The sequence below is a fragment of the Nocardiopsis endophytica genome (genome assembly GCF_027706725.1).
GTDB classification, from domain to species: domain Bacteria; phylum Actinomycetota; class Actinomycetes; order Streptosporangiales; family Streptosporangiaceae; genus Nocardiopsis_A; species Nocardiopsis_A endophytica.
Genome location: NZ_JAQFWQ010000045.1, coordinates 12,339 through 25,961 on the forward strand (window position 1 = coordinate 12,339; position 13,623 = coordinate 25,961).

The window sequence follows — 13,623 nt, forward strand, 5'->3', positions numbered from 1 at the left end:
GGGAGCGGGCCGCCCGTGTCCGGTGGCAGAGGGGTGCCTGGCAGGTCCGCCGCGTCGGTCCACCGCCTCCCCGGTGCCGCGCCCGGCGCGGAGAGTGGGCCGTCGAGAGACAGGATCGGCGGGAATCCGCCGTCGCGGTGCCGCGTCCGATTCCCGCCGGAGTGCGGGGGTGCGCCTCGACAGGATCGTGGGCATGGACAACGCATCGAACACCGGAACGAACCACCTGCCCCTCCTCGGTGCCGCCGCGCTCGTCACCGGGGGCAGCCGCGGGATCGGGGGCGCCACGGCCGTCCGCCTCGCCGAGCTCGGGGCCGACGTCGCCATCACCTACCGGGAGAAGGAGGAGCGCGCCGCCCAGGTCGTCGACCGGGTCAAGGCCGTCGGCCGACGGGCGCCGGCGATCCGCGCCGACGCCGCCGACGTCGGCTCCGTCACCGGGGCGGTGCGCCGGACCGCGGACACCTTCGGCCGCCTGGACATCCTGGTCAACAATGCCGCCGCCTTCATGATGGGGGCGACGGAGGACGTCTCCGACGACGACCTGGGCCGTGCGGTGGCCGCCAACGTCGAGGCGCCGTTCGCGGCGGCCCGGGAGGCGTTCCGCCTCATGGGCGAGGGCGGCAGGATCATCAACCTGGGGAGCAACGTCTCGGAGAGGCTGCCGTTCCCCGGCCTGACCCTGTACTCGATGACGAAGTCCGCCATGGTCGGCCTGACCAAGGGCCTGGCCCGGGAGGGCGGTCCGCGCGGGATCACCGCGGTGATGGTGGCGCCCGGTCCGACGGACACCGACACGAGCCCGGCCGACGGGCCGATGGCCGAGACCATCAGCGGGATCACCGCGCTGGGCCGCTATGTCCGCCCGGAGGAGGTGGCCGAGACCATCGCGTTCCTCGCCGGCCCCGGCGGGAGCGCCACGACCGGGACGGCGGTGTACGTGGACGCCGGGTTCACCGCCTGACGGCCGCCCCGGCCCGACGGCCCTTTGCCCAGGCGAAAGGTTCCCGTGGGGTGATGGTCCGCCGATCGCGGGCAGGACCGCGGGGGACGGCGGCGGCCCGGTCGGCGGCCGGGCCGCCGACCGGGCACGGCCCAGGGCACCCGTTCACCGGCTGGGGGACGCATGACCACGGCAGACGTCGACATTGCGGGCGCGATCGACCACGCCGCCGACAGGATCGCCGACAAGGTGGTCGCCTGGCGGCACGACATCCACCGCCATCCCGAGCTCTCCAACCGCGAGGAGCGCACCGCCGCCCTCGTCGCCGACCACCTGCGGTCGGTCGGCCTGGACGAGGTCCGTACCGGCGTGGCCGGGCACGGGGTGGTCGGGGTGCTGCGCGGCGGGCGCCCCGGCGGCCGGGCGGCCGGCCTGCGCGCCGACATCGACGCCCTCCCCGTGAAGGAGGCCTCCGGGGTGGACTTCGCCTCCACCGTCGTGGACGCCGACTACCCGGGCGGCCCCTTCCCCGTCGCCCACGCCTGCGGGCACGACTGCCACACCGCCATGCTCATGGGCGCCGCCGAGGTGCTGTCCGGGCTGCGCGAGCACCTGCCCGGCGCGGTGGTGTTCATCTTCCAGCCCGCCGAGGAGGGGCCGCCGGTCGACGAGAGCGGGGGCGCCCGGGCGATGGCCGGCGACCCGGCCCTGGCGGACCCGGTGCCGACGATGGCCTTCGGCATGCACGTCGCGCCGCTCCCGGCGAACACCGTCGGCTACCGGAGCGGCAACACCTATGCCGCGTCCTGCGTGATCAAGATCAGGATCGACGGCAAACAGGTGCACGGGTCCACGCCCTGGGAGGGCACCGACCCGATGCCCGCCGCCGCCGACACGATCTCGGGGCTCGGCCAGGTCTACCGGCAGGTCCCGGCGACCTCGCCGGTGACCGTGTCCATCGGGCACGTGGAGGACGTGGGCCGGTTCAACATCATCGGCGGCAGGGTCACCCTGTGGGGCACCATCCGGTGCCTGGTCCAGTCGGACATGGACACCGTCCAGGACCACGTCCGCCGCACGGCCGACCACATGGCGCGGGCGTACGGGTGCACGGCGACCACGGAGTTCCTGCAGAGGGTGCCGCCGGTGTACAACGCGCCGGAGTGGGTGGACGCGGCCCTGCCCACGCTGCGGCGGGTCATGGGCGAGGACGGCGTGCACGAGACGCCCCCGGGGCTGCCCTATGACGACGTCTCGGAGTTCATCGACCGCTACGGCGGCCTGTACGTGAACCTGGGCTGCCAGGACCTCCGGTACCGCGAGGACGGGACGATGGAGGCGGTCCCCGGCGGGCGGGGGATGGTGTTCAACCACCACCCCGGCTTCTACGCCGACGACTCGGTGCTGAAGACGGGCGTCCGCCTGCACGCCAACGCGGCCGTCGACCACCTGGAGGGCCGTCTCACCGCCTGATGGCGCCACGCGCCGTGCAGGGCCGGTCCTCCGCGCGCTCGGGCCGGAGCGGTGCCGGTCCAGGACCGGGCGGCGGAGTCCACTTCGTGGCCGGGGCCGTCACCTCGCCGCCGGGTTGCCGCAGCACTTCTTGTACTTGCGGCCGGATCCGCACCAGCAGGGGTTGTTGCGCCCCGGCGGCCAGGCGGTGTTCTCGCCGGTCCGCTGCAGTTCGGCTCCATAGTCGGCGATGACGTTCTCATCGGCCTGGGAGATGCCCCGCTCCTCCAGGAAGCGGACGAACTCCGCCACGTCCCCACGGCCCACGGAGAGCCGCTGCACGCCCTGGGCCGACAGGAGGCTCAGCATCTTCTCGAAGTTCGCGGTGTACTCGGCGTGGTCGGTGCCGATCTGCTCGGCCAGCTCGGGCCGGGCCTTGAGGAGAGGTCCGAACTGCTCCTTCGGCCAGTAGAGGGTGCCGACCTCTTGGGGAACGCGGTGTCCTTCACCGTCGGCGTCGTATTCGTCCGCGAAGCCGAACGCGTCGTATGCGTCGAGGGTGCCGCCGTCCTCCGCCGCCTCCTCGTCCAGGGCGGCGTCGTTCAGGGCGCCGAGGACCTCGGCGAGCGCGTCGAGTTCGTCCTTCGGCTCGTCGGCCTCCCGGCGCACCCGCGCCCGGCCGAAGATCAGGTGCTCCACCTCGGCCGGATCGTCGCACTCGTCGATGGCCTCCACGGTGAGGGGCGCCGCCGGTCCGAGGGTGCGGGTGATGCCCGCCGTGAACCACTCCTGGGCGGTGCGCAGGTCCCCACGGTTCTCGTAGGTCTCGCCCATGATGGCCCAGACCTCCGCGTCGTCGGGGTTGCGCCTGCGCAGCCGTGCGGCCTCTTCGTCGGCCTCGTCGCTGCGTCCCGCGTCGTAGAGTGCGCCGATTCGGAACGCCTCGGCGGGCCCGGCGAAGTCCGAACCGATCTCGGGGTCGGAGAGGAGACGGAAGATCTCGGCGGCCCGATCGTGGTCGCCGGAGAGCGACCACATACCGGCCGCCTCGAAGAGGAGGTCCGCCCGCTCTTCGGGACGTTCCTCGGCGAAGATCTCCAGCTGCCGCGCATCTTCGGCGCTGGTGGTGTGGGGGCGCTGGTTGCGAGCCATGGACGCAGGCTATCGCCGCACGCCCCGCCGTCGGGACCCGTCCACAGACCTGACGGGACCGGTGGGTCCGGCCCGGACAGGCTGGCGACTTCGGGGCGCTGTGCGATGAGGGCGCGGATGAGCGAGGCGAGTTCGGCGTCCTGCGCGGCATCCGAGGCGTGCCGCGCGTTGGGCGCGGGGGTGCAGGTGAGGACGGTCATCGGAGATCTCCCAAGAGGTGCGTCGTGTGGGCGTCCGCCCCGCCCCCTCCTCGGTCCGGGGCGGACGCCGGGGATGCGCCGAAGGCCCGTTCAGGCCGGGCGCATGGACGGGCGGTCGAGCATGAACCAGACCGTTCGTGAAGCGGCGTCGCCGTAGGTGCCCCACCGCTGGGCCATCGCGTCGACCCAGGTCAGTCCGCGACCGGTCTCGGCGAGCGGGTCGGGGGAGGGCGCGGGGGCGATCGTGCAGTGGCCCGAGCCCGCACCGCATTCGAGGACGTGCAGGTAGCCGTCGAGGAGCCCGATCGTGACGTGGAAGGGGCGGGGACGGGCGAGGAGACCGGTCGCCGGGCAGGCGGTGTTCGGGGCGTCGCCGTGCACGAGTGCGTTGGTGGCCAGCTCGCTGGTGAGCAGGATCTCTACGGCCTGGCGTCGGGTGACCGCGACAAGCTCGTCGCCTTGGCCAAGAGGCGCGAGCCCGGCTGGTGGCAGACGGGGGCGGTCCCGGAGTGGTTCACGCCCTACCTGGGCGTCGAAACCGAGGCGTCAGAGCTGCGCAACTACGACGATGCGCTGATACCCGGGCTGGTGCAGACAGCTGACTATGCCCGTGGGTTCATCGAAGTGAGGCTCGGGGAGAGGGCTGACGAGTCAGAGGTCGAAGGGCGTGTGTCAGCCCGGATGCGGCGCCAGGAGCGTCTCTCCGGAAGTGATCCGCTCATGTTCTCGGCCGTCTTCAACGAGAGTGCGATCCACCGGGTCGTCGGAGGCTCTGCAGTCATGCGGGATCAGCTGCGCCGCTTGGTGGAAGTGTCTGACCTCCCGAACGTGGACCTGCGCATGCTTCCATTCGAGCGGGGCGCGCATATCGCGAGCGAAGGCAGCTTCGTGGTCTTGGGGTTCCCTGACGTCATCGAGGGCGTCAGCTCGGGGGAGGCCGTGTACATCGAGTACGCGACCGGGGCGCTCTTTCTGGAGCGCGAGGAGGAGACAGCGCAGTACAGAGCGATGTTCGCCCAGGTCCAGGAGGCGGCTCTGTCTCCGCGGGACACCGCTGCCACCATTAAACGTGTTCTGAAGGATCGCTATGAGGGGTAGAGGAGCAAGCCTCATGTTCGATGAATCGATCTGGCGTACGTCAAGCTACAGCGGAGGACAGGGCCAGTGCGTGGAGGTCGCCGACCTCCCCTTCGGGGCCGCTGTTCGTGACTCGAAGCGGCCGGACCTCGGCCACCTCATTTTTCCCGCTTCGGAGTGGGCGGCTCTCCTCAAGGGCGTCGATCGGCTTTGAGCGGGCAAGGTTGAGGGCGGGCACAGCTCTCCCCGGGAGGAGAACATGGGCGTCGGTCCGACCGTCGAGTGGCGTACGTCCACCTACAGCGGCAGCTCCGGTGGCGAGTGCGTGTAGGTCGCCGATCTTCCCTCCGGGGTCGCTGTCCGGGACTCTAAGCGGCCGGACCTCGGTCATCTCGTCTTTCCCGCCTCTGAGTGGGCGGCGTTGCTCACCAGTGTCGACCGGCTCTGAGGCCCCGCCCCTTGTGGTTCAGCTCGTCAATGTGAGCTCGAAGGAGTACCTCGACGCCCGGTACACGTGGGAGCCGACCTCCACCACGCGGCCGATGTCGTCGTAGGCCGTGCGGTCCATGGTCAGCAGCGGGGTCCCCTTGGTCTCGCCCAGGGCCTTGGCCTCGGCGGCCGTCGCCCCCCGGGCGCCGATGCTCTGGGACGCGATCTTCAAGGTCACGCCCGCCGACCGCAGCAGCCGGTACAGCCCCGTCTCCGCGAGGCGCTCGCGCGTCAGGTCCACCAGCCCCAGCGGCAGGTAGTTGTGCATCAGCGCCAGCGGCTCGTCGCCCACGTGGCGCAGGCGCTCCAGGACGTACACGTCCGCCCCCGGGTCCACCTCCAGCGCCCGCGCGACCGACTCCGGGGCCGGGCGCACGCTCAGCTCGCGCACCTCCGTCCGCGGGGCCTGGCCGGCCTGCACCAGGTCGTCGTAGAGGCTGGACAGCTCCACCGGCCGCCGCACGCGCGGGGTGACCACCTGGGTGCCGACCCCGCGCTTGCGCACCAGCAGCCCCTGGTCGACCAGGTACTCGATGGCGCGGCGCAGCGTCGGGCGGGACAGGCCGAGCCGGTCGGCGAGCACGATCTCGTTCTCCAGGCGGGTCCCCGGCGGCATCTCGCCCTCGCGGATGCGCCGCTCCAGCTCCTGGGCCAGTTGGAAGTACAGCGGCACCGGGCTGGTGCGGTCGAGCGCCACCTGTAGCTGCGATTCGGCCACGCGGCTCCGATCGGTCGGGGGACGGGTGCGGGTCGGCGCGGGGCGCGCGTCCCGTGATGGGACGCCCTCACGCGCCCCTCCAGTCTACGTCGCCGTCCTGTTGATGGCAGATGATCAAGTCCATATGTCTAGACATACTATTGACAGGCAGGTCAGCGAGGCGTAGAAATCTTCTCGGACGTGACCCAGGGGACGGACCCCTGTGGCCCGGGCCACACGGCCCGGAACCGGGAGGAGGCGGCACATGCGCATCGGACTCGTCGGCGCCGGCCGGATCGGTGCCTCGCACGCCGCGGCGGTCGCCGCGCGCCCCGAGGTGGACGAACTGCTGGTGGCCGACGTCGCCCCCGGGCGCGCCGGCGCGGTCGCCGCGGCCGTGCCCGGGGCCCGCCCCGTCGCCTCCCCCGGCGACCTGCTCGCCCCCGGCGCCGTCGACGCCCTGGTCATCACCTCCGCCACCGCCTCCCACCCGGAGTTCATCCTGGGCGGCGTGCGCGCCGGCATCCCCGTGTTCTGCGAGAAGCCGGTCGCCCCCGACGTCGCCGGGACCGTGCGGGTCCTGCACGAGGTCGAACGGACCGGCGCCGCCGTGCACATCGGGTTCATGCGCCGCTTCGACGCCGGATACGCCCGCGCCCGGCAGGCGCTGCGGGCCGGGGAACTCGGCGACGTGCACCGCGTGCACGCCGTGACCTGCGACGCCGCACCGCCGCCCGCCGGGTACGTGCCCACCTCCGGCGGCATCTTCCGCGACTGCCACGTGCACGACTTCGACATCCTGCGCTGGGTCACCGGCCGCGAGGTCGAGGAGGTGCACGCCTACGGCGCCAACCGCGGCGCCGCCTACTTCGCCGAGGCCGGGGACGTCGACACCAGCGCCGCCGTGATGCGCCTGGACGACGGCACCCTGGCCACCCTCCAGGGCTCGCGCTACAACGGCGCCGGATACGACGTGCGCATGGAGGTGGCGGGGACGCTCGGCACCATCGCCGTCGGGCTGGACGACCGGACCGCGCTCGCCTCGGCCGAGCCCGGCGCCGCCTTCCCGGGCGGCGAGCCGTGGCAGGAGTTCTGGTCCCGTTTCACCCCGGCGTACGAGGCCGAGATCGCGGCCTTCCTGCACATGGCCGCCGAGGGCGGACCGAGCCCGTGCACGGTGGCCGACGCCCTGGAGGCCGTGCTCATCGCCGACGCCGCCGACCGCTCAATGCGCCTGGGGCGCCCGGTCCGCCTGGACGAGGTGCGCCAAGAGGCGGTCGCCGTATGACCCCCGGTCCGGAACGTCGGGAGGGCGGGCGCGGGCCGGGCGATGCGGCCGGCCCTGATGCGCGACCGGCGTCATCCGCCCCGCGGCGCAGCGGTGGTGCCGCGCACCATCAGCTCGGGTTCGAGGAGCTCGTCCCGGGGCTCCATGTCCGGGTCCTCGGCGCGGGCGGCGGCCGTGCGGACGGCCGCACGGGCCAGCCCTCCGGCGTCCTGGTGCACCGTGGTCAGGGCGACGTGCGCCATCGCGACCGCCGGGATGTCGTCGAAGCCGACCAGCGAGACGTCCCCGGGCACGTCCAGCCCTCCCCGGGTGGCCGCGTCCAGGAACCCGATCGCGCACCGGTCGTTGCCCGCGATCACCGCGGTGGGCCGGTCGCGCTCGGGCCCGTCGAGAAGCGTGCGCGCCGCCGCCGCGCCGGAGGCCTCGGTCTGGTCGCCGGACAGCACCCGCACCCGCCCGGCCAGGCCGTGCCGCCGCATCGCCTCCCGGTAGCCGCGCCGCCGCTCGGCCGACCCCGCGGCGTTGCCGCCGTCGATGTGCGCGATCGCCCGGTGCCCGAGTCCGACCAGGTGGTCGACGGCCAGCCGGATGCCGCGCGCCTCGCGCGTGTGCACCGCGTCCGCCCCGCTGCCCGGGTAGCGGCGGCCGACCGTGACCACCGGCAGCTCCCGGGCGAGCCCGGCCACCTCGGCCGGGGCCGCCACCGGGCCCAGCAGGATCAGCGCCTCGCACCGGTTGCGCAGCAGCGCCTCGGTGGCCTCGGCCGGGCTGCGCGTCCGGGTGAGGGCGGACAGCAGCACCGCGTACCCGGCCTCCTCGGCCTGCGGGTACAGCGCCTCGACGAGCTCGGCGTGGAACGGGTTGGCCGGGGTCATCACCACCCCGAGGACGCGGGTCCGGCTGCGCGCCAGCATCCGCGCCGCGTTGTGCGGCCGGTAGCCCAGCTCCTCCGCGGCGTCGAGCACGCGCCGGCGCGTCTCCGGTCCCGCACCGGGTGCGTCGCGGAAGACCAGCGAGACCAGCGCCCGGGACACGCCCACGTGCCGGGCGACGTCCTCCATGGTCGGGCGGCGTCCCCGTCTCGGCTGCGGAGTGGTGGTCACGACAGGTCCTTCTCGTTCGTGGTGCGGCGGTGCGGGCACCCGATGCGCGCCGCGCACGTGTCGGCGTCGAGGGCTGCGTACGTAGTCTCCCGCTTCGCCGGTCCGCGGTGTGCCCTGGCCTTGTCGGGCCGGGCGCGTGGTGGCCGAACGCGGGTGAGGCCCGACGGGCCGCCCGTCGGCGCGCCGCACCCCGCCCCGACGGGGTGCCCCGGCCGCCCGGCCCGGGTGGACCGGTGGGCGCCCTCCCGCACCCCGGCTTCGGATCGGCGCAGGTCATGCGCCATCCGCCCGGGCCGCACGGCCGTCCCGCCGGGTGGACCGGCCGGAACGGTAAAGCCTGACCGAATGTATTGACATCCCTCTGTGACGCGGCTCACCATAGGGGAAATACTAGAGCGCTCTAGTAGAGCGCGCTAGTCCCATCGGGGAGATCCGCCGTCCGCAGACCGCCACGACCAGGGCGGACGCACCGGCGTCCGCCGCGACCGACGGAGGTCCGAGTTGAGTGCCACTGACCGCCGACCCGGCGGCGACCCGTTCGAGGTCGTCACCATGGGCCGCGTGGGCGTCGACATCTACCCCGAGCAGGTCGGCGCCGGCCTGGAGCGGGTGCGCTCCTTCGCCAAGTTCCTCGGCGGCAGCCCGACGAACGTGGCCGTGGCCGCCGCCCGCCACGGGCGCCGCGCCGCGGTGGTCACCCGCACCGGGGACGACCCCTTCGGCCGCTTCGTCCGCGAGGCGCTCGCCTCCTACGGCGTCGACGCCCGCTACGCCACCCCGGTCCCCGGCGCCGCCACCCCGGTGACCTTCTGCGAGATCTTCCCGCCCGACGACTTCCCGCTGTACTTCTACGGCCGCACCCCCAAGGCGCCCGACCTTCAGATCCGGCCCGAGGAGCTGGACCTGGACGCGATCGCCGCGGCCGAGGTCCTGTGGGTCACCGTCACCGGCCTGTGCGCCGAGCCCAGCCGCACCGCGACCCTGGAGGCGCTGCGCGCCCGCGGCCGCCGCGGCACCACCGTCATCGACCTCGACTACCGCCCCATGTTCTGGGACTCCCGCGAGGACGCCCGCCGCTGGGTGGCCGAGGCGCTCCCCTACGCCACCGTCGCCGCGGGCAACCTCGACGAGTGGGAGACCGCCGTGGGCACCCGCGACCCCGGGGCCGCCGCCGACACCGCCCACGACCGCTTCGGCGTCTCCCTGGCCGTGGTCAAGCAGGGCCCCGCCGGGGTCATGGCCTCCGACGCCTCCGGCCGCACCACCGTGCCGCCGGTGCCGGTGGAGGTGGTCAACGGCCTGGGCGCGGGCGACGCCTTCGGCGGTGCCCTGTGCCACGGCCTGCTGTCCGGCTGGGACACCGAGCGCACCATGCGCTTCGCCAACGCGGCCGGGGCGATCGTCGCCTCCCGCCTGTCCTGCTCCGACGCCATGCCCACGCCCGACGAGGTCGAGGCCCGGATGAAGGAGGCGGCCGATGCGCGCTGACACCCTGCGCGAGCTGACCGCGACGCGCATCGAGCGCCCCGAGGCCATCGCCGAGGCGGCCGCCGCCCGCACCCGCCCCGCCTCCCCGCTGGGCGAGCACGGCAAGGCGATGATCATCGCCGCCGACCACCCCGCCCGCGGCGCCCTGCGCTCGGGGGACCGCCCCATGGCCATGGCCGACCGCGCCGACCTGCTCGACCGGCTGTGCGCGGCACTGGCCCGGCCCGGCGTCACCGGGGTGCTCGGCACCGCCGACATCCTTGAGGACCTGCTGCTGCTGGGCGCCCTGGAGGGCAAGACCGCCATCGGCTCCATGAACCGCGGCGGCCTGACCGGCGCCGCCTGGGAGATCGACGACCGGTTCACCGGCTACGACGCCGCCGGCCTGCGGGCCATGCGGTTCGAGGGCGGCAAGATGCTGCTCCGCCTGCACTACGGCGACCCGCGCACCGCCGACACCATGGAGGCCTGCGCGCGCGCCGTGGACGAGCTCAACACCGCCGGGCTGACGGCCATGGTCGAGCCGTTCATCTCGCACACCGTCGACGGGGCGGTCAAGAACGACCTTTCGCCCGACGCCGTCGCCCGGTCGGTGGCCATCGGCTCCGGCCTGGGCCGCACCACCGCGCACACCTGGCTCAAGCTGCCCGTCGTCGACGAGATGGAGCGCGTGGTGGCCGGGTCGACCCTGCCGGTCGTGCTCCTGGGCGGCGAGCTGTCCGCCGACCCCGACGCCGCCTACGCCCGCTGGGCCGAGGCCCTGAAACTGCCCACGGTCAAGGGCCTGACCGTCGGGCGCTCCCTGCTCTACCCCGCCGACGACGACGTCGTCGGTGCCGTCGACACCGCCGTGGGGCTGCTGTGAGACGCCCCGGACCGAGGAGGCAGACCGTGCCCGGAGGCCGCCGATGACCGCGAACCACCATGTCCCCGCGGGCTCGACCGCGCAGGGCCCCTACGCCACCGTCGTGACCCCCTCCTCAGCGGGGTGGGGCTACTCCGGCCTGAAGGTGCTGGAGCTGGCCCCCGGCCAGAGCGCGGAGGTCTCCACCGGGGACGCCGAGACCCTGGTCCTGCCGCTGAACGGCTCCTGCACGGTGGAGTGCGGCGGCGAGCGCTTCGACCTGGCCGGCCGCCCCGACGTGTTCTCCCGCGTCACCGACTTCGCCTACGTGCCCCGCGACGCCGCCGCCACGGTCACCAGCGCCGACGGCGGCCGGTTCGCGCTGCCGTCCGCGCGCTGCGACAGGCGCCTGCCGTTCCGCTACGGCAAGGCCGAGGACGTGCCGGTCGAGCTGCGCGGCGCGGGCCAGTCCAGCCGCCAGGTGAACAACTTCTGCACCCCGCAGGCCTTCGAGGCCGACAAGCTCATCGCCTGCGAGGTGCTCACCCCCGAGTCGAACTGGTCCTCCTACCCGCCGCACAAGCACGACGAGGCCACCGAGGGCGAGTGCGAGCTGGAGGAGATCTACTACTTCGAGGTCGGCTCCGGCCCCGCCGGGCCGGGCGTGGCCTACCAGCGGGTCTACGGCACCGAGGACCGCCCCATCGACGTCCTGGCCGAGGTCCGCAGCGGGGACGTGGTCACCATCCCGCACGGGTGGCACGGCCCGTCGATGGCCGTCCCGGGCTACGACCTCTACTACCTGAACGTCATGGCCGGACCCGGCGAGGAGCGCGCCTGGCGCATCTGCGACGACCCCGCCCACGGGTGGGTCCGCCGCACCTGGGAGCACCAGGGGATGGACCCGCGCCTGCCGCTGTACACCGCCGACGGCCCGAACCCCGGCCGCACCACCGGTGCCGACAGCGCCGACCGCGCAGGGAAGGGGGAGTGATGACCACCGACAGCACCGGAACCGTCCGCCTGACCACCGCGCAGGCGCTCGTGCGCTTCCTCGCCGCCCAGTACAGCGAGCGCGACGGCGAACGCCGGCGCCTCATCCCCGGCGTGTGGGGCATCTTCGGCCACGGCAACGTCGCCGGGCTGGGCCAGGCCCTCCTCCAGGCCGCCACCACCGGCGAGGCCGACCTCCCCTACTACCCGGCGCGCAACGAGCAGGCCATGGTGCACGCCTCGGCCGCCTACGCCAAGATGCGCGACCGGCTGCAGGCCTTCGCCTGCACCGCCTCCACCGGCCCCGGCTCCACCAACATGGTCACCGGAGCCGCGCTGGCCACCACCAACCGGCTGCCGGTCCTGCTGCTGCCCAGCGACATGTTCGCCACCCGCGGGCCCGACCCCGCATTGCAGCAGCTGGAGGACACCCGCGGCGGCGACGTCACCGTCAACGACGCCCTGCGCCCGGTCTCCAAGTACTGGGACCGGGTGACCCGGCCCGAGCAGCTCGTCCCGGCCGCCCTGGCCGCGATGCGGGTGCTCACCGACCCGGCCGAGACCGGCGCGGTCACCCTGTGCCTGCCGCAGGACGTCCAGGCCGAGGCCTACGACTGGCCGGTCGGATTCTTCCGCGAGCGCACCTGGCACATCGACCGCCCGCAGCCCGACCCGGCGGCCGTGGGCCGCGCGGCCCAGGCGATCCGCGGCGCCCGGCGCCCGCTCATCATCGCCGGGGGCGGCACGGTCTACTCCCGCGCCACCGGGGAGCTGCGCGCCTTCGCCGAGGAGACCGGCATCCCCGTCGCCGACACCCACGCCGGGAAGGGCGCGGTGCCGTGGGACCACCCGTGCGCGGTCGGCGGCATCGGCTCCACCGGGACCTCGGCCGCCAACGCCCTGGCCCGCGAGGCCGACCTGGTCATCGGCATCGGCACCCGCTACAGCGACTTCACCACGGCGAGCCACACCGTGTTCGCCGGCCCGGACGTGGAGTTCGTCAACCTGAACGTGGCGCGCCTGGACGCCGCCAAGCACTCGGCCCACCAGCTCGTCGCCGACGCGCGCTCCGGCCTGGAGACGCTGCGCCGCGAGCTCTCCGGGTGGCGGGTCGAGGACGCCTACCGGGAGCGCGCCCGCGCGCTGGCCGAGGAGTGGGCCCGCACCACCGACGCCTGCTACGCGGTCGACAACGGGCCGCTCCCCGCGCAGACCGCCGTCCTGGGCGTGCTCAACGACGCCCTCGACGACACCGACGTCATCATCAACGCCGCCGGGAGCCTGCCCGGCGACATGCAGATGCTCTGGCGCGCCCGCGACCCCAAGGCCTACAACGTCGAGTACGCCTACTCCTGCATGGGCTACGAGGTCGCGGCGGGGCTGGGCACCAAGATGGCCGCCCCCGAGCGCGAGGTCGTGGTCCTGGTCGGCGACGGCTCCTACCTGATGCTCTCCCAGGAGATCACCACCATGGTGGCCGAGGGCGTCAAGGTCGTCATCGTCGTCCTGCAGAACCACGGGTTCGCCTCCATCGGGTCGCTCTCGGAGGACCTGGGCTCACAGAGGTTCGGCACCCGCTACCGCTACCGCGACCCCGGGACCGGGCTGCTCGACGGGTCCACGCTCCCCGTCGACCTGGCCGCCAACGCCGCCAGCCTGGGCGCGCACACCATCCGCGCCGACGGCCTCAAGGAGCTGCGCGCGGCGGTCGAGGCCGCCAAGGCCGCCGACACCGTGACGGTCGTGCACATCGAGACCGACCTGACCGGTCCCAACCCGCCCTCGAACGGCTGGTGGGACGTGCCCGTGAGCGAGGTGTCCGAGCTGGACAGCACCCGACGGGCCCACCGCACCTACGCCGAACACAAGCGCGAGCAGCGCCATTACCTGTGACGCG

General features: G+C 73.8%; 13 protein-coding genes and 1 pseudogene. 10 read left to right on the top strand and 4 right to left on the bottom strand.

Annotation, left to right across the window (positions count from 1 at the left end; genetic code table 11):
* The first annotated feature begins 193 nt into the window (after positions 1–193).
* Together O4J56_RS16430 and O4J56_RS16435 are read left to right on the top strand one after the other, a co-directional pair.
* The gene (locus O4J56_RS16430; RefSeq protein WP_270686729.1) at positions 194–964 is read left to right on the top strand and encodes an SDR family NAD(P)-dependent oxidoreductase; all 771 of its coding nucleotides are present in this window, start codon (positions 194–196) and stop codon (positions 962–964) included.
* A gap of 162 nt (positions 965–1,126) precedes the next feature.
* Positions 1,127–2,416, top strand: a complete 1,290-nt coding sequence (locus O4J56_RS16435; RefSeq protein WP_270686731.1) for a M20 metallopeptidase family protein — start codon at positions 1,127–1,129, stop codon at positions 2,414–2,416.
* A 99-nt stretch (positions 2,417–2,515) separates the two neighbouring features.
* Here O4J56_RS16435 and O4J56_RS16440 read toward each other — a convergent pair whose 3' ends face one another.
* The gene (locus tag O4J56_RS16440) at positions 2,516–3,547 is read right to left on the bottom strand and encodes an SEC-C domain-containing protein (RefSeq protein ID WP_270686732.1); all 1,032 of its coding nucleotides are present in this window, start codon (positions 3,545–3,547) and stop codon (positions 2,516–2,518) included.
* 290 nt (positions 3,548–3,837) lie between these two features.
* Positions 3,838–4,128, bottom strand: a complete 291-nt coding sequence (locus O4J56_RS16445) for an ATP-binding protein (RefSeq protein ID WP_270686734.1) — start codon at positions 4,126–4,128, stop codon at positions 3,838–3,840.
* On the opposite strand from O4J56_RS16445, the gene O4J56_RS16450 reads away from it, so the two are divergent.
* The 3 genes and pseudogenes from O4J56_RS16450 to O4J56_RS32050 form a co-directional block, all read left to right on the top strand.
* Complete coding sequence (locus O4J56_RS16450) at positions 4,123–4,845, top strand: DUF5753 domain-containing protein (protein WP_270686736.1); 723 nt, start codon at positions 4,123–4,125, stop codon at positions 4,843–4,845. The two genes, O4J56_RS16445 and O4J56_RS16450, sit on opposite strands and share 6 nt — an antisense overlap.
* A gap of 13 nt (positions 4,846–4,858) precedes the next feature.
* Positions 4,859–5,038: a DUF397 domain-containing protein gene (locus tag O4J56_RS16455; protein ID WP_270686738.1), complete on the top strand. Its 180-nt coding sequence runs from the start codon at positions 4,859–4,861 to the stop codon at positions 5,036–5,038.
* A gap of 129 nt (positions 5,039–5,167) precedes the next feature.
* Positions 5,168–5,272: pseudogene (locus O4J56_RS32050) on the top strand (DUF397 domain-containing protein); the annotation flags it as partial.
* A gap of 18 nt (positions 5,273–5,290) precedes the next feature.
* On the opposite strand, the gene O4J56_RS16465 reads toward O4J56_RS32050, so the two are convergent.
* Positions 5,291–6,031: a GntR family transcriptional regulator gene (locus O4J56_RS16465; RefSeq protein WP_270686739.1), complete on the bottom strand. Its 741-nt coding sequence runs from the start codon at positions 6,029–6,031 to the stop codon at positions 5,291–5,293.
* 244 nt (positions 6,032–6,275) lie between these two features.
* Here O4J56_RS16465 and O4J56_RS16470 point away from each other — a divergent pair, with 244 nt between their 5' ends.
* Complete coding sequence (locus O4J56_RS16470; RefSeq protein ID WP_270686741.1) at positions 6,276–7,298, top strand: Gfo/Idh/MocA family protein; 1,023 nt, start codon at positions 6,276–6,278, stop codon at positions 7,296–7,298.
* 71 nt (positions 7,299–7,369) lie between these two features.
* Here the strand turns inward: O4J56_RS16470 and O4J56_RS16475 are convergent, their stop codons facing one another.
* Positions 7,370–8,401, bottom strand: coding sequence for a LacI family DNA-binding transcriptional regulator (locus tag O4J56_RS16475; RefSeq protein ID WP_270686743.1), 1,032 nt, complete (start codon positions 8,399–8,401; stop codon positions 7,370–7,372).
* A gap of 501 nt (positions 8,402–8,902) precedes the next feature.
* Here O4J56_RS16475 and iolC point away from each other — a divergent pair.
* From iolC to iolD, 4 genes are read left to right on the top strand one after another with little or no spacing between them, the layout of a single operon-like run.
* A complete protein-coding gene (gene iolC, locus O4J56_RS16480; RefSeq protein WP_270686745.1) occupies positions 8,903–9,889 on the top strand; it encodes a 5-dehydro-2-deoxygluconokinase in 987 nt (328 codons plus the stop codon).
* On the top strand, positions 9,879–10,754 hold the full coding sequence (locus O4J56_RS16485; protein WP_270686746.1) for a Cgl0159 family (beta/alpha)8-fold protein: 876 nt from the start codon (positions 9,879–9,881) through the stop codon (positions 10,752–10,754). Before iolC ends, O4J56_RS16485 begins: the two co-directional genes overlap by 11 nt.
* A 43-nt stretch (positions 10,755–10,797) precedes the next feature.
* Entirely contained in the window at positions 10,798–11,727 is a 930-nt protein-coding gene (gene iolB, locus O4J56_RS16490) for a 5-deoxy-glucuronate isomerase (RefSeq protein WP_270686748.1), read from the top strand.
* Positions 11,727–13,619, top strand: coding sequence for a 3D-(3,5/4)-trihydroxycyclohexane-1,2-dione acylhydrolase (decyclizing) (gene iolD / locus O4J56_RS16495; RefSeq protein ID WP_270686750.1), 1,893 nt, complete (start codon positions 11,727–11,729; stop codon positions 13,617–13,619). Before iolB ends, iolD begins: the two co-directional genes overlap by 1 nt.
* The last annotated feature ends 4 nt before the right edge of the window (positions 13,620–13,623 follow it).